Consider the following 19,673-nt stretch of genomic DNA (forward strand, 5'->3'; position numbering starts at 1 on the left):
CATACATTTGCTCCTCAAAAAAAGTTAAAAAAACTTAACATAAAATGTATGAAAAATAGAAAGACAATTTTTTCAGCTTCTGTTTTATTTTTTCTGGGGGCAACTTATGTTTATGGACAGGAGAAGGATACAGTGAAAACCGCTAATGTGGAAGAGGTTGTTATTCTGGGATCCCGAAGCGGAGCAAGATCTAAAGTTGACAGCCCGGTTCCTGTGGATGTATTTAATATAAAAGAATCTTCGCTGGTTCTTCCTCAGACCAATATTTCTCAGATCCTTAACGCTATAGCACCCTCATTTACCTCTACGATTCAGACCAACGCTGATGGTACGGATCATTTGGACCCTGCACAGCTCAGAGGCCTTGGTCCCGATCAGGTCCTGGTTTTGGTCAATGGTAAAAGAAGACATACTTCGGCATTGGTTAATGTGAACGGAACTCCGGGAAGAGGAACTGTAGGTACGGATTTGAATGCTATTCCTTCTTTCGCGATCAACCGGATTGAAGTGTTGCGGGATGGTGCTGCGGCACAATACGGATCAGATGCCATTGCAGGGGTTATTAATTTAGGGCTTAAAAGAGATACCGGAAGACTGACAGGTCAGTTTACTTACGGAGGAAATCTTACGCCGGCTGCCAATGATCATACAGGAAATTTTGACGGACAAAACTTTCAGGTAGATCTGAATTATGGTGATAAAATAGGAAAAAAGGGAGGTTTTTTCAATATTACCTGGACTTCACAGTTTAGAAATCCAACCTATAGAGCAGGAACCGAAAGCGGGGCAATTTACAATGCTTACAATGCTATTGAGAAAAGAGCATTAAATGATGGCGTGAATCTTTCTTCATTATTTACAAATATCGGTACTACTCCTAACGCTCAGCAGATCGTAAATTATATTCATCAATATGCACAGAATGTCAATTATTTCTCCCAGGATTTTCAGAATCAAATTCAGGGAGCCAATACAATTGGTGCGCTACAGGGATTGTTAGGAGCTGATGTAACCAATCAGGAGTTGGGCTACAGAGGTCTTGAAAGAAAAGATTTCAATATGCAGGTAGGCCAGTCAAAACTGAATAACCACCAGCTTTTTGCAAATATAGAGGTTCCGATTGATGATAACTGGAAAGTCTATACTTTTGGAGGTTATAGCTTCAGGCATGGTACTTCGGGAGGATTTTTCAGAAGACCTAATCAAAGCAGAACCTTTACAGGAATATACCAGGATGGTTATCTGCCGCAGATCGGAACAGATATTCAGGACTTGTCTCTTTCAGCAGGTATAAAAGGAAACTGGGATGGCTGGAATATTGACTTCAGTAATACTTACGGACAAAACTCCTTTGATTATACTATCCAGAATACAGGTAATACTTCTTTAAGATTTGCTTCCCCCAATGAATTTAGTGCCGGAGGACTAAGGTTTTCTCAAAATACGATCAATCTTGATTTTTCAAAGAAATATGATGTGTGGCAGGGAATCAACATAGCATTTGGGGCTGAGCACCGATATGAAAATTTTAAAATAACAGCAGGAGAAGAAGCTTCTTATGCAACTTATGATATCAATGGAAATGTATGGAACGGGACCACTTCCAGGCCTACCGATTTCTTTGGAAATTCACTTCCAGGAGGATCACAGGTATTTAGCGGTTTCAGACCTGAAAATGCTGTAAATAAAAACAGACAATCTGTTGCGGGATATGCAGATTTTGAATTCAATTTTACAGATTGGTTGCTGGTAGATGCTGCTGCGAGATATGAAAACTATTCGGATTTCGGATCTACTTTTAATTATAAGATCGCTTCAAGAATTAAACTTGATAAGAATTTCAATGTAAGATTTGCGGGATCCACTGGCTTCAGAGCACCTTCTATTCACCAGATCTATTACAACGTTACGTCTACATTGTTTACCAACGGTCAGCTTTTAGATGTGGGGACATTCAGTAATGATTCTGAAATTGCAGGATTATTAGGAATTCCAAAACTGAAACAGGAAACTTCGCAGTCTGCAAGTGTAGGTTTCACATACAGGATTCCATCAATAAATGTGACTTTTACAGCTGATGGCTATTTCACCAAAATTAAAAACAGGATTATACTCACAGATCAATTCCTTAAAAAAGATGTTCCGGTACAAGCACAAAATGTGTATACTCAATTAGGGGTTAATGCAGCTCAGTTTTTTACGAATGCAATCGATACTGAAACGAAAGGATTGGATGTTGTAATTACTCATAATGCGCGATTCTCGGAAGTGAAGCTGGATAATAATTTTGCGGTTAACCTGAATCAGACCAAAAAAGTAGGAAACGTTCATTCATCGGGTTTGTTGGAATCTGCTAATCTTGAAAATACCTATTTCTCTGAAAAATCAAGAGTCTATCTTGAAGAAGCGGTTCCAAGAGTAAAGGCAAGTTTATCCCACAGTATTTCGTGGAAAAATGCCAGTTTCTATTTAAGAAATACGTATTTCGGAAAGGTAACCGGTGCTGATGTTTTAGATGCTAATGGAGATGGGGTTATTGCATTTGATGAACATCAGAAAATAGCAGATAAGGTGATTACTGATCTTTCTGTAGCGTATCAGTTTACTAAAAATGTAGGCTTAACGCTGGGAGTGAATAACGTTTTTGATATTTATCCAACCAAAAACCTTCCGGTATCAACCAATAACGACCAGTTTATCTACTCCCGTTCCACGTCTCAATTCGGACAGAACGGAAGATATGTTTTTACGAGACTTAATTTTACTTTTTAAGTAAAAATAAAAACTACCTGAACAATGCAGGCAAAGGATCTTCAAAACTGATTATTCTGTGATCTGCGAGATCAAAATAAATTTCTGAATTTTGATTGGTAAAAGCAATGACAGTCATTCCTGCATTTTTGGCAGCAAGAATACCAGACTGACTGTCCTCTATTACAAAACAATGTTGAGGGTCAACTTTCAGGTTTTTTGCTGAAGTACAATATACGGCAGGATGAGGCTTACCATGTTCTTCAAACTCAGCTGAGGTAATATGATCGAATAAATGGGCAATCTCCGCTTTATCAAGAACGGTTTGAATGATCCTGTAAGGAGAATTGGTGGCTAGGCCTATTTTGTATTGCTTTGATTTTAAATCTTCTATAAACTTTTTTATACCCGCAATAGTACAATCTTTTGTTGCGATCAGTTCAATGACCCTTGAGATGACTTGTTGTTCCACAATGTCCAATGCAATGTTATCCCAAGGGTATTTTTTATACCAGAATTCGGTAACCTCAGCAGTAGTCATCGTCTGAGTGAGCTGTGTGAATTCATCAGTAATCTTTACACCCAATGAGCTGAATACTTCGGACTCCGCTTGTTTCCAGAATTTTTCACTATCGATAAGAACACCGTCCATATCAAAAATAACAGCTTTTGCAGGTTTTATTTCCATATTTTTAATTCATAGGCCGCTTCCCAAAAATGGTACTCCATTTGGGTTGACATGATAAAAGCTTCTGTCATTTTATGTCTTGTATCATCTGTAGCTTTTTCTGCGATCTTATCACAAATAGCAATGGCATGATCTACAGCAGCAGAAAATTCCTCTCCGCCATAAGTATCGATCCACTTTTGATAAGGATTATTAATATTGTTCTGATATTTAAAGATAAAGTTTCCTACTTCCCTATAGATCCAGAAGCACGGCAACACTGCAGCAACTGCAACTTCAACACATTCCAGAGCAGCAGTACTCCTCAGAAAATGGATATAGTGATGACATGCAGGCTGTAAAACACCTTTATCGGTAACACCAAAATCCTTAAAATAAAATTCATGTAAAGCATTTTCGACCACGATCGCATTTTCGGCAAACCTGATAAAAGAAAGAACATCCTGGAGATCTGGGATCTTAGCAGCAATTAGCGAAAGCGTTCGTCCAAAATGTTCAAGATATAGAGAGTCCTGAGCCATGTAAAATTTAAAATTTTCAAGCGGCAAATTGCCAGCTGAAAGCTCTTTGATAAAATCCATTTGCAAAATAGACATGTATTTGTCTTCAATGGCTTGCCAGGTTTGTTCAGACCATTTCATTTTTGATCAGTTTTTGAGGGTTAAAAAAGTGATTAAGCGGGCCGTTTCCTAAACCGGTTTCTACATCTTTTCCATTTTCTATGGCTTTATAAACATATTGTTGTCCAAGAGAAACAGAATCAAATAAGGTTTTTCCCTGAGCCAGATATGCTGCTATAGCCGAAGAAAGGGTGCAGCCTGAACCATGGGTGTTGTGGGTTGCCAATTTGATGGTTTCAAAGGTATGGTATTGATTATTTTCATCGTAGAATAATGAGGTAATCGTTGAGGTGTCCTGATGTCCGCCTTTTAAAAGAATGCTTTTGCAGCCCAGACCTTTGATCAGTTTTCCTGCTGCATAAAGGTCTTCAAGCGTTTTCACCTCCATGCTGGCTAAAATTGCTGCTTCATCCATATTAGGGGTAATCACATCTGCAATAGGGAAAAGTTTTTCTGTAATAGCGGTAATAGTCTCTTCTTCTATTAAGCGATGTCCACTTGTCGCGACCATTACCGGATCGAATACAATAGGAATCTTTTTATATTTACCGAGTGTTGAAACGATGGTTTCCACAAGCTGGGAAGTATGGACCATTCCGATTTTGATTGCATCAGGAAAAATGTCATCTAAAATAGCTTCGATCTGATCAGCTACTGCTTCTACAGGAATTGGATATATCTTTCTTACTCCCTGGGTATTCTGGACCGGTAAAGCAGTTAATACCGATGTTGAAAAGCATCCCAGGGCAGAAGCGGTTTTAATATCAGCCTGGATGCCAGCCCCTCCGCTTCCGTCGAATCCTGCTATCGTTAATACGGATGGATATTTAAATTTTTTCATTTTACAATTTCATTTTACAATTTCATTTTTGAGTTCATAAGCTGCTTTTTGAGGATCATCAGCACCGCATATTGCAGAAACCACGGCAATACAGTCCGCTCCCGCGTCCATAATAGCCTTGGCATTGGTTAAGTTGACACTGCCAATAGCAACAAGGGGCTTTGAGGTGAGTTGCTTTATTTTTACTATTCCTTCCAATCCCCATTCAGTAACTGTATCTGATTTGGTAGTCGTGCGGAAGACCGGGCTGATGCCCAGATAGTCTGATGCTGCAGTCTGATCATTTTCAAGCTGATCGAGATATTCAATGGAGTAACCAATCATTTTATTGTGAATGAGTGGCTGCTCCCTCAAATAGACGGGGCTTGCATCGGTATTACCCACATGGATGCCTGCCGCATTTACTTTTGTGGCCACTTCTACGTTGTCATTAATAATCAGTGGAATATGATGTTTTTCTGTAATTGCTATCAGTTGCATGGCTTTTTGGAGGAATTCATCGGGAGTGCTGTTTTTTTCTCTTAGCTGGATGATATCAACGCCGCCTAGAATAGCTTGCTCTGCAACCTTTAAAAAATCTCTTCCGGGACAATCTGCCTCAGAAATAACAAGGTAAAGCTGGTAAGGAAAAGGATGTCGATTCATTATCTTTCATACTTGAGATGACTGAGAAACTCCTCTTCGGTAATAGTATATAATTTATCGAGAAGGTTAACCTGAAGGCTTCCAGGACCTTTACTTTCCAAAACAGCCAGTTCACCTGCGATACCCATTAATGCCATTGCAGCCGCAGTTGCTTCAAAATACTTTTCGGTAACTCCTGCAAAAGCACCAATAAGGGCAGTTGCCGAGCAGCCTAATCCGGTAACTTTGGTCATTAAATGATGCCCGTTACGGATAAAGGAGGTCTGCTGTCGGTCAGTAATAATATCTGTAGCTCCGGAGATACAGACAATCGTATCGTGTTGATTGACGAGATATTGGGCGGCATTGATCGCTTCGTCACTTTTTGCTGTGCTGTCAACTCCTTTTGTAACGATTGTGTTTGCTTTAGCCAAAGCAATAATTTCTGATGCGTTGCCTCTGATTACAGTCGGCCGGTACGGTAAAAGCTGGTGTAAAATCTCATCACGGAAGCCCGTTGCGCCGGCACCTACCGGGTCCAAAATCCACGGTTTTTTTAATGAATGGGCAGCCTTTGCGGCTATTATCATTGACTCTGCCCCATATTCATCCAGCGTACCTATGTTAATAACGACTGAATGTGCAATACTTACCATTTCATGAATTTCAGATTTTGCATGCGCCATGATCGGAGAAGCTCCCACAGCCAAAAGGGCATTAGCTGTATTATTCATCACCACGTAATTGGTGATATTGTGTACAAGGGGGGATTGCTGTTTTACGAGCTGTACTTGTTCCCAAAGATTTTTATCCATTATTATTGATTAAATAAATAGCTTCAGGAAAAAATCCAAAACAAAAGTACATTGTAAAGAATGTCTTTTTGCTTTTCCCTACGTCGGTGTAAGCCGTATCAGGTTCAAAGGGACTCTCTCAATTCTTCTCAGAATACCCCTAAAGCATAACAAATGTAAGAAAAATATCAGATATGGCCTTATCATTAATTAGTAATCCAAACCTTTTATCTCTCTACCAGCTCCTTTACGCTTTCTCCGTAATAATCAATTTCCGATTTATTAATTTTGATAAGCTCATACCACTTTCTGAAGGCTCCTACAAATACAATAAGCATTAAGACCATTGCAACCACAGCAAGTGTTGCCAGTAAGTATTGCCCTTTGGGAATATAAATGGAGGTAACCTGGATATAACCTGCCCAGAATGTGATCCCTGCCATGAACACACCCGGTATAGCTGCACACAAGGCATATTTGCCTCTGTTTAACCGTATGAGCATTGTTGTACAGACGATCAGTCCACAGGCAGCAAGCAGCTGGTTGCTGATCCCGAATAATGGCCAGATACTACTGACGTTTCCTGTAAATACAAGGTATCCCCATGCAAAAGTGAAGATCAGACTACTGATAATAATCCCCGGGGTCCAGTTTTTGTCATTGAATTTCGGAATTACAGAACCCAGCATTTCCTGCAAAAAGAAACGTCCTACTCTTGTTCCTGCGTCAATAGCCGTAAGAATAAAAACAGCTTCAAACATGATTGCAAAATTATACCAATAAGCCATTAACTGATCCATATAGGGGATCTTATTGAATATATGAGCCATTCCCACAGCCAGAGATACAGCACCTCCGGTTCTGCCATGAAGATCGATCCCGATTTTCTGTGAAAAATAATCAATATCAACTCCGTGTAAAGAAGGATGAGCAGCCAGAAATGCATCATAAGAGTCTTTCGGAGTGTTTATGGCAAAATAATCTCCGGGCATTAATGTACATGCTGCGATCAATGCCATTAGGGCAACAAATCCTTCAACAAGCATTGCTCCATATCCTACAAAAAGAATTTCCCTTTCTTTATTTAGCATTTTAGGCGTTGTTCCGGTTGCTATAACAGCGTGAAAACCCGAAATAGCACCACATGCGATAACAATGAAAATGAATGGAAGGACAGGTCCTCCGATCACGGGTCCGCCACCGTTTACAAACTGTGTAAGGGCAGGCATCTGTATCGTGGGGTGGATCACAATTACTCCGATAGCAAGCATGATGATAGTTCCGATTTTCAGGTATGTCGACAGATAATCCCTTGGGACCAGCAGCAGCCATACCGGTAGAACGGATGCCAAAAAACCATACAAAGGAATAGCTATAGAAATGGTGGTGATATCCCAGGAGAACAAATTATGCATGGTTTCATTCTGCATCAGGTTATGCCCTCCGATAATACCCGCAATAAGAAGGACTCCTCCTAGGATACTGGCAAAAGTGACACTATTTTTGCGATAGCGCATAATCAGACCCATAATGATGGCAATAGGCATTGTAATCACTACGGTAAATAATGACCATGAGGCTTCGTGCATAGCATTGATACACGCCAACGATAGTCCTGCCAGCGTAAGAATGAGAATGAATAGAATGGCAAATCCGGCTACTGTTCCGGTTGTTTTTCCAATTTCTTTAGAAGCAATGGTTGCCAGACTCTGGCCTTTATGCCTTACGGATGCGAACAAAACGACCATATCATGAACACCACCTCCTAATACACAGCCTATCAGAATCCACAATGCTCCGGGAAGGTATCCGAATTGTGCGGCAAGAACAGGCCCAACCAATGGTCCGGCAGCTGCAATTGCAGCAAAGTGATGTCCGAAAAGAACGTTCTTATTAGTTGCAACATAGTCTTTACCATCCGCAAACTCCAATGCAGGAGTCGTATTTTTGTTATTAAGACGTAATACCTTATTGGCGAGAAAAATTCCATAGATACGATATGCTATGGCGAAAATAAGGAGCGATGTGAAAACTAAAGTTAAGGCGTTGATGTTATTTAGGAAATCCATATCGTCTTGATTTTTTATGAATAAATAATTAAATTTTTTGTTTAATTTATTTTGAATAATTTAAACAATGGCCAAGTTAATTATTTTGTAAATAAAAAATAAGAATATGTATACTAATCTAGCAAATTAACAAAAATTGAAAATAATTACTTATTTAATAGTCTGATAATTAATATTTTATATTGTTATCCGTTTGAGTTAACTATAATTTATTGTTAGTTTAGAAGTATATTTCATTTCAACATTAATGATTGCTGGGCTTAGTCTTTCTCTGAGAAACAATAAAATCTACCATTTCATCAACAAGCTGATTAAGGTAGTTTTTATCGGTGGTTCCGAAGCCGTGTATACCATCTTCTACGATAGTCAGTTTATTTTGTACTTCATTTTCTTCAAGTTTTCGTTCCAGTAGTATCGATTGTTTGAGAGGTACAATTTTATCCTTATTTCCTTGCAGAGTTAGGGTTGGGGTTGCAAGATCAGCATAGGTTACCGGTGAAAGCGTTTCAAAGTATTTGATGACTTTCTTCTTGTCTTTTTTGATGTCGTATCCTGAAATTCCTAAGATCAGTTTTCCCCTTAGATCAACAATTTTCTTTGAAAAAAGGCTAATAAAAAAGGCACCTACATTTCCCACACGGGTATGTAAAAGTTTATTAAGATCAGTAGGCCCGAAATTATTGACTACATAATTTACTTTTGCAGAATAAGATGAGAGCTCAGGTGCTCCGACGAATTCATTATCTTGTGTATAGGCAGCCAGCAATGAAAGATGCGCCCCGGCAGACGCCCCGAAAAGTCCTATATTGTTGGTATCAAAGTGATATTTATCTGCGTTCTTTCTGACCCATCGTATAGCATCCTTAGTATCCTGGATAGGATTTGGAAAATGGATATCTTTATTCACTAAAGTATAATTGATGCTGATTACAGTATATTCCTTTTCTACCAGCTTGAGAATAAGGTTTTCTATATAGGAATCTGCGTGAATGATCTTATCACCGCCGACCCATCCACCTCCATGGACATAAATAAGCAAAGGATGTTTTTCCGCAGAGGTTGTTTTTGGGCTATACATATCCAAAGCTATTGAACCTTCCTTATTGGTTTTATAGAAAATATCTTCTGATGAAATGGTCCTTTCTTTTAAAAGACTGCTTTTTGGGGCTTTAGGCTGAAGCTGATTCTGGGAAAAAGCGACAGGGGAAATGCTCAGAAGTAAAATAAAAAACAGGTTTACATAAAACCTGTATACTGTAATATTGCTTTTGAATGATGCCATATAATTTTTGAGAAATTGGTTATTTTACTAACTCCTCAAAAAGTTTACCAAAAGTTTTTTCAAGGTCTTTGGATTTTCCGGGATGAGGCCTTGATGTTTGTATAACGGAACTTCTTACCGCTGTTAACCAGCGAAAACGCTCGGGAATATCAAGAAGGGCTATTGGTCCACCATCCTTATCTCCATTGGCAATCTTTTGAAAACTTTGCAGGTTCTGAATAATGTCTTCATAGTCAAGTTTGCTGTGCATAAGTCTGAATTTATCTGGGCATAGATAAAAATCTACACGAATGAATTTTTCTTTTTTTGAAAACATCACGAGGCCTATATTGAAAAATTCTTCTCTTTCAACCTTAGGTACCAGACGTATTACGGCATATTCGTATATTTTATCCTCTTGCATTTTTAGCTTCGTTTACAAAGATTTGTGAATTTTCTAGCCTTGTTTTCATAAATTGGAAGTACACCTCACGGATTTCTTCAGGACTTTCGTCCGCATCGTTCCAGTGTAGCCAATCTTCGGGAATCAGATTTACAATTTCCCGGAATACTTTTTCATTTAAAACCTCATGTGCCCATTGGTCGGCTTCATCCAGCATTTTAGCTTTGGGAAGAAGAACATGATCTTTTACATATTTGAAAGGAGTCTTTGCCGCTGCATCAAAGTTTTGCCATGAGTGATGAAAATAAAAAGAAGCTCCGTTATCAATTACCCAGAGTTCCTTATGCCACATCAGCAGATTGGTGTTTTTATAAGTACGGTCGATGTTGGTGATGAATGCATCCAGCCATACTATTTTTGAGGCCAGTAGAGGATCGATGACTACACCCGGATCATATGTGATCGATCCGGAAAGATAGTGAAGTCCCAGATTCAGCCCTTCCGAAAATTTTAGCAAATCCTGAATTTCTTCATCAGCTTCCGTTCGTCCAAAATCTACATCCAGGTTTACAAAAACAAGCTCCGGAATTTTTAATCCCAGAACTTCTGTTATTTTTCCTCCTAAAAGTTCAGATATCAGCATTTTTACTCCGTGGCCGGCACCCCGGAACTTCAGGACATATTTAAAGTCATCATCAGCTTCTGCCAAAGCCGGAAGCGAACCACCCTCTCTTAATGGAAGGATGTAGCGCATTACCGTTACTGTTCTTAAATCCAACATACCGCAAAAATAAGATTTTACTTTGTGTTTGTTCCTATTTTTAATATTTTTAGTTGAAATTATGTCAGCCATCAAAGTGGAAGAAATATTCTTGTGATAAGATGTTCTTTTCTGGCTGATTCTTTAAGAAGTGAGTATGGAAGTTATAAAAAAAGAGAATATTGTTATTTCAAATCCTGAAACAAAGGATTTTCTTGCAGATGCTTATTATCCGGAAAGTAAACGAAAATTACCACTGGTAATTTTTGTACATGGATATAAAGGGTATAAAGATTGGGGAGCATGGGGGGGTATGGCTGAAAAAATAGCAAAAGCCGGTTTTTTCTTTGTTAAGTTTAATTCCTCCCATAACGGGACAACAACAAATGATCCTCATAACTTCGGGGATCTGGAAGCTTTTGGGCAAAATAATTATTCTAAGGAACTTTCCGATCTCGGTGCTGTTATTGATTTTTTTATTACAGATGATAGGGTAGATGATCAAAAGGTCATTTTAATAGGGCATAGCAGAGGAGGAGGTATTTCGATTATAAAAACCTCCGAAGATGAAAGAATAAACGGCTTAATTACCCTTGCAAGTGTAGATACCCTTGAGCGTTTTCCAACAGGAAATGCTTTTGAAAACTGGAAAAAAGAAGGTGTGTATTATGTTATGAATGGCAGAACAAAGCAGGAAATGCCTCATTATTTTCAGTTTTATAAAGATTTTGAAGAGAATGTGCATCGTTTCGATGTAGAAAGAGCAATGGAAATGGCAAAAGCTCATATTTTAATTATCCATGGCACCAACGATGAAAGTGTTGCTCCAAAAGAAGCGGAACATCTCCATATTTTGAACCCGAATTCTGAATTGTTTTTAATTGAAGATGCGAATCATACATTCGGAGCCAAAGAACCCTGGGAAAGCCTGGATTTACCGGAAGACCTGGATAAAGCTATTGAAAAATGTATTGACTTTATTAACAATAAGATTGTACACGAATAAAAATAAAAAAGGAGTGGCATTGCCACTCCTTTTTTATTTTAGATCTTATAGATTTCATGTTTAGTCATTCTGTGTCGGCTTGGTTAAAATACTCCAGGCCTCGTTAATTTTACTTTCAAGCAGAAGTTTCTGCGCTTCCTGATGAATGTTTTCTTCAGAATGAAAACTACCGTCCGGTAAAACTTCAATGTTGGCAAGCATGCCCAGGTCATTTCCTGTAAAAATTTTACTGTATCGTATTTCAATAGGAAGAAGATCAAATCCAATTCCCTTTGTTATCAATGGTTTAGGAACTTCAAAAAGACTGTTTTCATTACTTCTTGAGTACCAGTTTACTCCCAGACGGGCTACCATATCCAGTTTTTTCTGATCCAGATTGCCTTCCTCATTCAGATATTCTTCCCTTATGTGAATCTTCTGTACTTCGCAGATGATCAGATTTCCTGCTCCGCCCTGATCTCCCAGGGGTTTTATTTCGAGTACTTTACATTCAAAATTAACCGGGCATTCTTCAATCAGTTTGGGCTGTACAAGATCAGCGTCCTTCATTGTAAGGCCGGATTTGATGAACTCATTAACCCCGTCTCCGTATTCTGTTGAAGCTAAAGATATTTGTTGTACAATAGGAAAATTGACTGTTCCGATTACCACCTCTGGAACCTCTGAAACATTTTTCAACGTGTGTTTAGTGGTGTTATCACGGACTCTCCTTGAAGGTGAAAAAATCAGGATAGGTGGAACGGTACTGAACATATTGAAAAAGCTGAAAGGCGATAAATTAATAGTACCATTCTTATCAACTGTCGAAGCCAAGGCAATAGGCCTCGGTGAAACAGCGGTCTGCATTATCGTTTGTAATTGAACCGGTGTTATTTCAGATGGGATAACTGTTTTCATATTTTATAATAAGTCACTTCAGTTTTACCAATATTAATTGAAAAACTAAAGTGAACTTAATTTTACCATAATATTTTAACTTAAGTAGCTCAAACGTTTTTAACTCTTTTTATAAACTTGGAATTATTTTACCAGATACTTCCCCGAAACCTACTCTTACGCCATCTTTTTCAGCCCATGCTTTCATGGTAATGGTATCATTATCTTCAATGAATTTTCTTTCCTGGCCATTACTTAGCTGAATAGGATTTTGGCCTCTCCATGTCAGTTCAAGCATAGATCCGAATGATTTTGGATCGCTTCCTGAAATAGTACCACTGGCATAAAGGTCACCAACTTCAAGATTACAACCGTTTACCGTGTGGTGTGCCAGTTGCTGGGTCATATTCCAGTACATGAATTTATAATTGCTTTCAGAAATTAGGTTTTCTTCTCCGTTTTCAGGCTGTAAGTATACTTCAAGGTTGATATCATAATTTTTATCACCTTCAAACTTCAGGTAATCCAAAACTTCCGGATCCTGTACCGGTGAAGCGGTTCTGAAAGGAGCTAATGCTTCTAAAGTAACAACCCATGGAGAAATAGAAGAACCGAAGTTTTTAGCTAAAAACGGTCCAAGCGGAACATACTCCCATGCCTGGATATCTCTTGCAGACCAGTCATTAAAAATAACCATCCCAAAAATTGCATCTTCAGCATCTTTTGTGGAAATGCTCTCGCCCATATCCGTATTTTTGTTGATAACAAAAGCCATCTCTAGTTCAAAGTCCAGCTGTTTAGAAGGGCCGAATACCGGCTTTTCTGCATCAGCAGGTTTAGTCTGGCCTTTGGGACGGTTGATATCAGTTCCTGAAATCACAATGGACGATGCTCTGCCGTGATATCCTACAGGCAAATGCTTCCAGTTGGGTAATAACGCATTGGCAGGATCACGGAACATTTTTCCTACATTGGTGGCATGTTCGATGCTGCTGTAAAAATCGGTGTAATTTGGAATATGCAGAGGCATTATCATTTTTACCTGATCCAGTTCGTAGAAAGCATCTTCTATGGTTTTCTGGTCTTTTGATAAAGTGGAGCCTTCCTGTAATAATTCCTGGATTTTAGTACGCACGGCATTGGTAATGGGTTTCCCCAATTCAATGAATTCGTTAAGGGTATAAGCTTCGAAGACGTTATCTTCAAGTCCTTCAATATCTTCAAAATAGCCCAGATCATACAGGCTGGCAAGGTCAATGACCTGATCACCGATTCTGGTGCAGCATCCGATATATTCTTTATTGAAAACAGCTACTCCAAAAGGAATATTATGTATAGAAAAGTCTGAATTTGAGGAATACTCTACAAATGATTTCATAAGATTGTAATTTAATTAAGATTAATAAATCTGTTAAAATTTGGGTTCCAATATCTCAAGCGGCCGTAGCAGAAAAGCGATGTTTTCCAACTAAATATTCTTAAAACTCCTTGACTGGTTATCCAATGATCACCTGTCGGTTCAATATTGAGATATGAAATAAATTACCTTCTCACTACGCTCTTCGCAAATACGAGCGCCCTCAAGATATTTTGTATTATTTTTTTGAATAAGAGGCTTCGTCAATCCACCTGTCTTTAGTATTAACGTCAATCAGATATAAGATATTATCCTGTCTTGTTAATAATAAGGTTTTGGTTACCGGCATAGGAACTTTTTTTCCCTCCAGGATATTGGCTCTTAAAGAAACAATATTTTTTTTCCTGATGATATCGCCGGTAAAAACATTAGAACTGCTTTCTCCTGTGGTTTTATCATCGAAAACTTCAACATAGGTTGCATTATTTCCTTTTATGATAATGAAATCCCTTTCCGTATGGTCGTCAAAATCTTTGATAAAGACAAATTTTTTATCATCAATATTTACATTTTCAAGATGTTGATTGATGCCTTTTCTTTCTTCAAGTCTGGTAAGAATTTCATTCAGTGTTCCATATTGAGCTTTTAGCCCTAATGCACTGAAAAATAAAATTCCGAATACAATTTTTTTCATATTAAGTGTTTAAAAAAAAGTTTTGTCAGGACTTTTCATCCTGACAAAACTTAGTATTGTTATTTGGGATTAAAGATTTCCTCTTTTTTCCTGTTCTCTTTCCAAAGCTTCGAATAATGCTTTAAAATTACCTGCCCCGAAACTTTGTGCGCCATGTCTTTCAATGATTTCAAAGAATAGGGTAGGACGGTCTTCTACCGGCTTGGTAAAGATCTGTAATAGATAACCTTCCTCATCATGATCGATCAAAATTCCTAAATCCTGTAGTCTTTTAAGATCCTCATCGATGTGTCCGACTCTCTCGGGAACCATGTCATAATAAGCTTCTGGCGGTGCGGAAAGGAATTCTACTCCTCTTTTCTTAAGTTCTGTTACCGTATGGATAATATCTTTGGTAGCAACAGCAATATGCTGAACACCTTCACCTTCATAGAAATCAAGATATTCTTCTACCTGAGATTTTTTCTTTCCTTCTGCAGGCTCATTGATCGGGAATTTAGCGTATCCGTTTCCATTGGACATTACTTTAGACATCAGGGCAGAATACTCTGTATTGATCTGCTTGTCATCAAAAGAAAGAATGTTCACAAATCCCATTACTTTCTCATACCATTCTACAGTAGGAATCATTCTGTTCCAGTCTACATTTCCCACACAGTGGTCTACATATAATAAACCTGTTTCTTCCGGCTGATAGTCACTTTCCCACTTCTCGTAGCCAGGCATGAAAGGTCCTGTATAATTTTTTCTTTCAATAAACATGTGAACGGTCTCTCCGTATGTATAGATTCCGGACATTTTTACTTCTCCATGCTCATCCGTTAAAGTTACAGGCTCCAAATAAGGCTTACCACCTCTTTTTGTCGTTTCCTCAAAAGCCTTGTAAGCGTCATCCACCCAAAGTGCTAAAACTTTTACTCCATCTCCGTGTTTTTTTACATGTTCGTTGATTGGTGATTCAGAGGTAAGTCCTGTCGTTAAGATTAATCTTATCTTTCCCTGTTGAAGAACATAAGAAGCACGATCCCTTACTCCTGTTTCAGGACCAGCATATGCTACAGACTGAAAACCAAAAGCGGTTTTATAAAAATGAGCAGCCTGTTTAGCATTTCCTACATAAAACTCAATATAATCTGTACCATTAATTGGCAAAAAATTCTCTGCTTGAGCAATTTTTTCGGCAAATGTAAGTGTTGACATATTTTCTTTTTACTTTTATTTTTATTGGTATGCAAATTACAAAAATCTTAGATATGGCAAAAGTATTAATGGGAAATCCTCAAATTGAGTTAACATAATCTTAAAGAAAAGTTCATTTAAGTAATTTTAAGTTTAATTTATTACAATTCGGTTAATTACATTTGTAATACAAAGACAAGTGAAAGAAAGATATTTTCGAAAATTTGAAAGCCGTAGATTCCTACGGCTTTCATTTTTTATTGTTGAGTCTACCAGCGTCGGGATTATAATTATCCCATATTTTCCAGACGTTATCTATCTTTCTGATAAAGTAGATCTGGGTGTTCAGTTGGTTAACAAAATTCTCTTCACCGGTTTCCCCTATTTTAAACAATAGGTTCCAGAATTCTTGAGTCTCCAGTATTTTTTTATCCGGTTCGTCTGTGACCATGTGAATATCAAAAACCTCAAAGTTGGAACGGTTGTTCTTGGTTACAAGCTGAAACTTTCTTTCACATAATTCTTTGCTAAACTGGGTTGCTCTTTCGAGAAAAGGTGAGTCATCGAAAACAAGATCCTTGAAAAGTGCGGTGTCGTGTTCAGGAAACTTTTTATAAAACTTAAAAGCTGTAGAGCAGTATTGATAGACCATATTGCTGAAAAATGCTTCATCATCCGTACCATTGTCCTGTTTTTTTTCTCTGACAAACTGAATATAATCGTTCAGATCTTTGAATCCTAAAAAGATACAGATCTTATCGAGTGTCTTTAAAAAACGAAGATCATTGTGGGTTTTATCCTGATAATCATTTTCAAAAAAGCGTTGTAAAGTGACGTGCGAAATGGTATTCCCTATTTCAAATTTTCTTCCTCCTTTCAGTTCTTCAGATTCTGAAAGTTCCTCTTTAATGATTTCAGAGAGAATAATGTAATGGCTTCTTTTCCAATCTTTAACATTACCTAAAACTGAATTTTTTATTTTGGAATGTTTTACTATTTCCTCCCGGATTGAGTTATATATGGTTTTCAATTTCCTGACTTTAGAAGGTTTTTATCAAAAATACTGCCAAAGAATTATAGGATATTTTTATCAATCCCTTTTTGTTCGGTTAAAAATCCGTTTGAAATATATCAATTCTCTTAATGTTTGAATCTTTCAAAGGCTGCTCTTTCCAGCATCTCCCTGTCGTCAGGGTGTGCGATACTGATTAATTCCTGGGCACGCTGACGAAGATTTTTTCCATACAAATAAGCTGTTCCATATTCTGTGACAACATAATGGATATGTCCTCTCGTAGTTACAACTCCTGCTCCCTGTTTCAGGTAAGGGACAATTCTTGACACTCCTTTTTTGGTTCTGGAAGTGATAGCAATAATAGGTTTTCCTCCTTCGCTTAGCGCAGCTCCTCTCATAAAATCCATTTGTCCTCCGATACCACTGTATTGCAAAGTGCCTATCGAATCTGCACAAACCTGCCCTGTAAGATCAATTTCAATAGCCGAATTAATTGCAACCATTTTTTTGTTACGCATAATGTTGATTGGAAAATTCACATCACTTACATCTTTAAAAGCAAATACGGTGTTATCATCTACATAGTCGTAAAGCTTTCTTGTTCCGAAACAAAAGCTGGTAATGGTTTTATTATCGTTGTATCCTTTGTACTTATTGTTGATGACATCATTTTGGATAAGGTCTATCACTCCGTCACTCAGCATTTCGGTGTGGATCCCCAGATCTTTATGATTACCCAGGCATTTAAGAACAGCATCCGGAATTGTACCAATACCCATTTGTAAGGTAGATCTGTCATCGATCAGTTCTGCCACATTTTTGCCGACCAGCATTTCTTCAGGCCCCACCTTGGATCCGTAATCTACAGTAGGCAATTCTTCTTCGTGCCACACAAGCTTATGAATGCGGCTGATATGGATCATTCCATCCCCGTGTGTTCTGGGCATCAGGGGATTAACAATAGCGACAATTATTTTCGCTGTATCTACAGCAGCTCTCGCAACATCTACAGATGTGCCCAGCGTACAAAAACCATGTTTATCAGGAGGAGAAACGGTAATTAATGCAACATCAAGGGGCAGGATATTATTTCTGAATAAAATCGGAATTTCACTTAAAAATACAGGAACAAAATCTCCACGCTCTGAATTAACAGCTTCCCTCACCGGGGTTGAAACGAACAGGGAATTAATAAAAAAGTTATCCTTGTACTGAGGTTTTGCAATTTCCACATTTCCCTGTTGGGTAATGGAGACCATTTCCACGTTTTCCAGCCTGTGGGATTGTCTCGCAAGCTCGTCAATGAGATAATTTGGTGTACAGGCACTCCCGTGAAAAAATACGCGATTACCACTTTTTACTGTATATACGGCTTCCTCTGCACTAATATAATTGTACATATTGAATTTTTTTGAAATAATATTTATACCGCGTGCTGCCTGCGGTTATTTGTGTTTATCCGGATTTATTCCAGCCAGGAAGTTTTGTATGTAGGATCTTCCACCTTCATTGCTTCTTCCGTGATTTTTAAAGGACGGAAAGGATCTACCATTACAGCGTATTCTTCTGTGAATTTCTTTCCGATGCTTCTTTCCATAGCTCCCGGATGTGGCCCATGAACAATTCCTCCCGGATGAAGACTGAAGTCCATCAGATCAACATGGTTACGGCTCATAAAGTCCCCTTCAGTATAGAATAAGACCTCATCGGAATCGATATTGGAATGGTTATACGGTGCAGGAATGGCTAATGGATGGTAGTCGTACATTCTGGCACAGAATGAGCAGACTACGAAATTATGCCCTTCAAAGTTCTGATGGATTGGTGGTGGTTGATGTATTCTCCCTGTAATCGGTTCAAAATTCTTGATATTAAATTTATAAGGGTAGAAGTAACCGTCCCAGCCCACCACGTCAAATGGATGAGTTGCATAAATGAAATCGGTAATCTGATTTTCTTTTTTTACTTTGATGAGAAATTCTCCTTTTTCGTCTTTAGGTTCAACGAAGGTAGGGGCAATGATATCTCTTTCGCAGAAAGGAGAGTGTTCCAGGAGTTGCCCGAATTCATTTCGGTAACGTTTCGGAGTATAGATCGGAGAATGACTTTCAAGAACAAAAAATACAGTATTCTCTGACTGGATTTCCACCTGATAGATGGTTCCTCTTGGTATAATGAGGTAATCACCGGTTGAGAACTCGAGATTTCCAACAAAGGTTTTTAAAACACCTTTTCCTTCATGAACGAACAAAAGCTCATCACACTCTGCATTTTTATAGAAATAATCCGTAGATTTTCTTGGCTTTGATAATCCCATTTTCAAGTCGTTATTGACCAAAAGGAATTTTCTGCTGTCCAGAAAATCGTCTTCAGGAGTCACCTGCATCCCCTTAAACATTCGCGGAGTCACATTTTTTTCTACCGCAATTTTCGGAGTTACATCTTTTGGTGTACCTATAGATTTGATCTGTGTAGGACGGTGGATATGATAAAGCAAAGAGGAAATACCATGAAACCCTTCCGTTCCGAAAAGTTGTTCATAGTAGAATTTATCTTCAGGAGATTTAAAAATCGTATGTCTTTTCTGTGGGATTTTCCCGGACTGGTTATATCTCATTTTTACCTTTATATTTTCTCAAATTTAATAATTTTTGACGAATTATTTTAGAGGATATTTATCATAGAGTTTTTTGTTTCGAAAATAATTGTTAGATTTGCCTAACAATTATTATTTC

General features: G+C 38.1%; 18 protein-coding genes and 1 riboswitch. Of the genes, 2 read left to right on the plus strand and 16 right to left on the minus strand.

Going from position 1 to position 19,673, the window contains the following annotated elements:
* Positions 1-48: 48 nt before the first annotated feature.
* Entirely contained in the window at positions 49-2,772 is a 2,724-nt protein-coding gene (locus PFY10_17895; GenBank protein ID WBV56073.1) for a TonB-dependent receptor, read from the plus strand.
* A gap of 13 nt (positions 2,773-2,785) precedes the next feature.
* Here PFY10_17895 and hxpB read toward each other — a convergent pair whose 3' ends face one another.
* From hxpB to PFY10_17940, 9 genes are all read right to left on the minus strand, one after another.
* A complete protein-coding gene (hxpB, locus tag PFY10_17900) occupies positions 2,786-3,439 on the minus strand; it encodes a hexitol phosphatase HxpB (GenBank protein ID WBV56074.1) in 654 nt (217 codons plus the stop codon).
* Positions 3,430-4,080 (minus strand): thiaminase II, encoded by a 651-nt coding sequence (tenA, locus tag PFY10_17905; GenBank protein ID WBV56075.1) that lies wholly within the window; start codon positions 4,078-4,080, stop codon positions 3,430-3,432. Before tenA ends, hxpB begins: the two co-directional genes overlap by 10 nt.
* The gene (gene thiD, locus PFY10_17910; GenBank protein ID WBV56076.1) at positions 4,067-4,900 is read right to left on the minus strand and encodes a bifunctional hydroxymethylpyrimidine kinase/phosphomethylpyrimidine kinase; all 834 of its coding nucleotides are present in this window, start codon (positions 4,898-4,900) and stop codon (positions 4,067-4,069) included. Before thiD ends, tenA begins: the two co-directional genes overlap by 14 nt.
* A 9-nt stretch (positions 4,901-4,909) precedes the next feature.
* Positions 4,910-5,545 (minus strand): thiamine phosphate synthase, encoded by a 636-nt coding sequence (gene thiE, locus PFY10_17915; protein WBV56077.1) that lies wholly within the window; start codon positions 5,543-5,545, stop codon positions 4,910-4,912.
* Positions 5,545-6,339, minus strand: a complete 795-nt coding sequence (gene thiM / locus PFY10_17920) for a hydroxyethylthiazole kinase (protein WBV56078.1) — start codon at positions 6,337-6,339, stop codon at positions 5,545-5,547. Before thiM ends, thiE begins: the two co-directional genes overlap by 1 nt.
* A gap of 58 nt (positions 6,340-6,397) precedes the next feature.
* A riboswitch (TPP riboswitch) is annotated at positions 6,398-6,490 on the minus strand.
* A 55-nt stretch (positions 6,491-6,545) separates the two neighbouring features.
* The gene (locus PFY10_17925) at positions 6,546-8,387 is read right to left on the minus strand and encodes a carbon starvation protein A (GenBank protein ID WBV56079.1); all 1,842 of its coding nucleotides are present in this window, start codon (positions 8,385-8,387) and stop codon (positions 6,546-6,548) included.
* A gap of 244 nt (positions 8,388-8,631) precedes the next feature.
* The gene (locus PFY10_17930) at positions 8,632-9,669 is read right to left on the minus strand and encodes an alpha/beta hydrolase (protein ID WBV56080.1); all 1,038 of its coding nucleotides are present in this window, start codon (positions 9,667-9,669) and stop codon (positions 8,632-8,634) included.
* Between the two features lie 19 nt (positions 9,670-9,688).
* The gene (locus PFY10_17935; GenBank protein ID WBV56081.1) at positions 9,689-10,072 is read right to left on the minus strand and encodes a DUF3037 domain-containing protein; all 384 of its coding nucleotides are present in this window, start codon (positions 10,070-10,072) and stop codon (positions 9,689-9,691) included.
* Positions 10,059-10,832, minus strand: a complete 774-nt coding sequence (locus PFY10_17940; protein WBV56082.1) for an aminotransferase class I and II — start codon at positions 10,830-10,832, stop codon at positions 10,059-10,061. Before PFY10_17940 ends, PFY10_17935 begins: the two co-directional genes overlap by 14 nt.
* 136 nt (positions 10,833-10,968) lie before the next feature.
* On the opposite strand from PFY10_17940, the gene PFY10_17945 reads away from it, so the two are divergent.
* The gene (locus tag PFY10_17945; protein WBV56083.1) at positions 10,969-11,817 is read left to right on the plus strand and encodes an alpha/beta fold hydrolase; all 849 of its coding nucleotides are present in this window, start codon (positions 10,969-10,971) and stop codon (positions 11,815-11,817) included.
* 60 nt (positions 11,818-11,877) lie between these two features.
* On the opposite strand, the gene PFY10_17950 is transcribed toward PFY10_17945, so the two are convergent.
* From PFY10_17950 to PFY10_17980, 7 genes are all read right to left on the minus strand, one after another.
* The gene (locus PFY10_17950) at positions 11,878-12,714 is read right to left on the minus strand and encodes a flavin reductase family protein (GenBank protein WBV56084.1); all 837 of its coding nucleotides are present in this window, start codon (positions 12,712-12,714) and stop codon (positions 11,878-11,880) included.
* A gap of 109 nt (positions 12,715-12,823) precedes the next feature.
* Positions 12,824-14,071 (minus strand): fumarylacetoacetase, encoded by a 1,248-nt coding sequence (fahA, locus tag PFY10_17955; protein ID WBV56085.1) that lies wholly within the window; start codon positions 14,069-14,071, stop codon positions 12,824-12,826.
* 217 nt (positions 14,072-14,288) lie between these two features.
* Positions 14,289-14,744, minus strand: a complete 456-nt coding sequence (locus PFY10_17960) for a hypothetical protein (GenBank protein WBV56086.1) — start codon at positions 14,742-14,744, stop codon at positions 14,289-14,291.
* Positions 14,745-14,813: 69 nt separating this feature from the next.
* Positions 14,814-15,944 (minus strand): 4-hydroxyphenylpyruvate dioxygenase, encoded by a 1,131-nt coding sequence (gene hppD, locus PFY10_17965; protein ID WBV56087.1) that lies wholly within the window; start codon positions 15,942-15,944, stop codon positions 14,814-14,816.
* Between the two features lie 229 nt (positions 15,945-16,173).
* Entirely contained in the window at positions 16,174-16,953 is a 780-nt protein-coding gene (locus PFY10_17970; protein ID WBV56088.1) for a hypothetical protein, read from the minus strand.
* Between the two features lie 110 nt (positions 16,954-17,063).
* The gene (locus PFY10_17975) at positions 17,064-18,338 is read right to left on the minus strand and encodes a 4-hydroxybutyrate CoA-transferase (GenBank protein ID WBV56089.1); all 1,275 of its coding nucleotides are present in this window, start codon (positions 18,336-18,338) and stop codon (positions 17,064-17,066) included.
* A gap of 65 nt (positions 18,339-18,403) precedes the next feature.
* Positions 18,404-19,555: a homogentisate 1,2-dioxygenase gene (locus PFY10_17980; GenBank protein ID WBV56090.1), complete on the minus strand. Its 1,152-nt coding sequence runs from the start codon at positions 19,553-19,555 to the stop codon at positions 18,404-18,406.
* Positions 19,556-19,673: the final 118 nt, after the last annotated feature.

It is taken from the genome of Chryseobacterium daecheongense, from assembly GCA_027920525.1.
GTDB lineage: Bacteria > Bacteroidota > Bacteroidia > Flavobacteriales > Weeksellaceae > Chryseobacterium > Chryseobacterium proteolyticum.

Excerpts from the sequence above, each read along its gene's own strand:
- PFY10_17895 (WBV56073.1), top strand. The coding sequence starts at position 49 with ATGAAAAATAGAAAGACAATTTTTTCAGCTTCTGTTTTATTTTTTCTG.
- hxpB (WBV56074.1), bottom strand. The coding sequence starts at position 3,439 with ATGGAAATAAAACCTGCAAAAGCTGTTATTTTTGATATGGACGGTGTT.
- tenA (WBV56075.1), bottom strand. The coding sequence starts at position 4,080 with ATGAAATGGTCTGAACAAACCTGGCAAGCCATTGAAGACAAATACATG.
- thiD (WBV56076.1), bottom strand. The coding sequence starts at position 4,900 with ATGAAAAAATTTAAATATCCATCCGTATTAACGATAGCAGGATTCGAC.
- thiE (WBV56077.1), bottom strand. The coding sequence starts at position 5,545 with ATGAATCGACATCCTTTTCCTTACCAGCTTTACCTTGTTATTTCTGAG.
- thiM (WBV56078.1), bottom strand. The coding sequence starts at position 6,339 with ATGGATAAAAATCTTTGGGAACAAGTACAGCTCGTAAAACAGCAATCC.
- PFY10_17925 (WBV56079.1), bottom strand. The coding sequence starts at position 8,387 with ATGGATTTCCTAAATAACATCAACGCCTTAACTTTAGTTTTCACATCG.
- PFY10_17930 (WBV56080.1), bottom strand. The coding sequence starts at position 9,669 with ATGGCATCATTCAAAAGCAATATTACAGTATACAGGTTTTATGTAAAC.
- PFY10_17935 (WBV56081.1), bottom strand. The coding sequence starts at position 10,072 with ATGCAAGAGGATAAAATATACGAATATGCCGTAATACGTCTGGTACCT.
- PFY10_17940 (WBV56082.1), bottom strand. The coding sequence starts at position 10,832 with ATGTTGGATTTAAGAACAGTAACGGTAATGCGCTACATCCTTCCATTA.
- PFY10_17945 (WBV56083.1), top strand. The coding sequence starts at position 10,969 with ATGGAAGTTATAAAAAAAGAGAATATTGTTATTTCAAATCCTGAAACA.
- PFY10_17950 (WBV56084.1), bottom strand. The coding sequence starts at position 12,714 with ATGAAAACAGTTATCCCATCTGAAATAACACCGGTTCAATTACAAACG.
- fahA (WBV56085.1), bottom strand. The coding sequence starts at position 14,071 with ATGAAATCATTTGTAGAGTATTCCTCAAATTCAGACTTTTCTATACAT.
- PFY10_17960 (WBV56086.1), bottom strand. The coding sequence starts at position 14,744 with ATGAAAAAAATTGTATTCGGAATTTTATTTTTCAGTGCATTAGGGCTA.
- hppD (WBV56087.1), bottom strand. The coding sequence starts at position 15,944 with ATGTCAACACTTACATTTGCCGAAAAAATTGCTCAAGCAGAGAATTTT.
- PFY10_17975 (WBV56089.1), bottom strand. The coding sequence starts at position 18,338 with ATGTACAATTATATTAGTGCAGAGGAAGCCGTATATACAGTAAAAAGT.
- PFY10_17980 (WBV56090.1), bottom strand. The coding sequence starts at position 19,555 with ATGAGATATAACCAGTCCGGGAAAATCCCACAGAAAAGACATACGATT.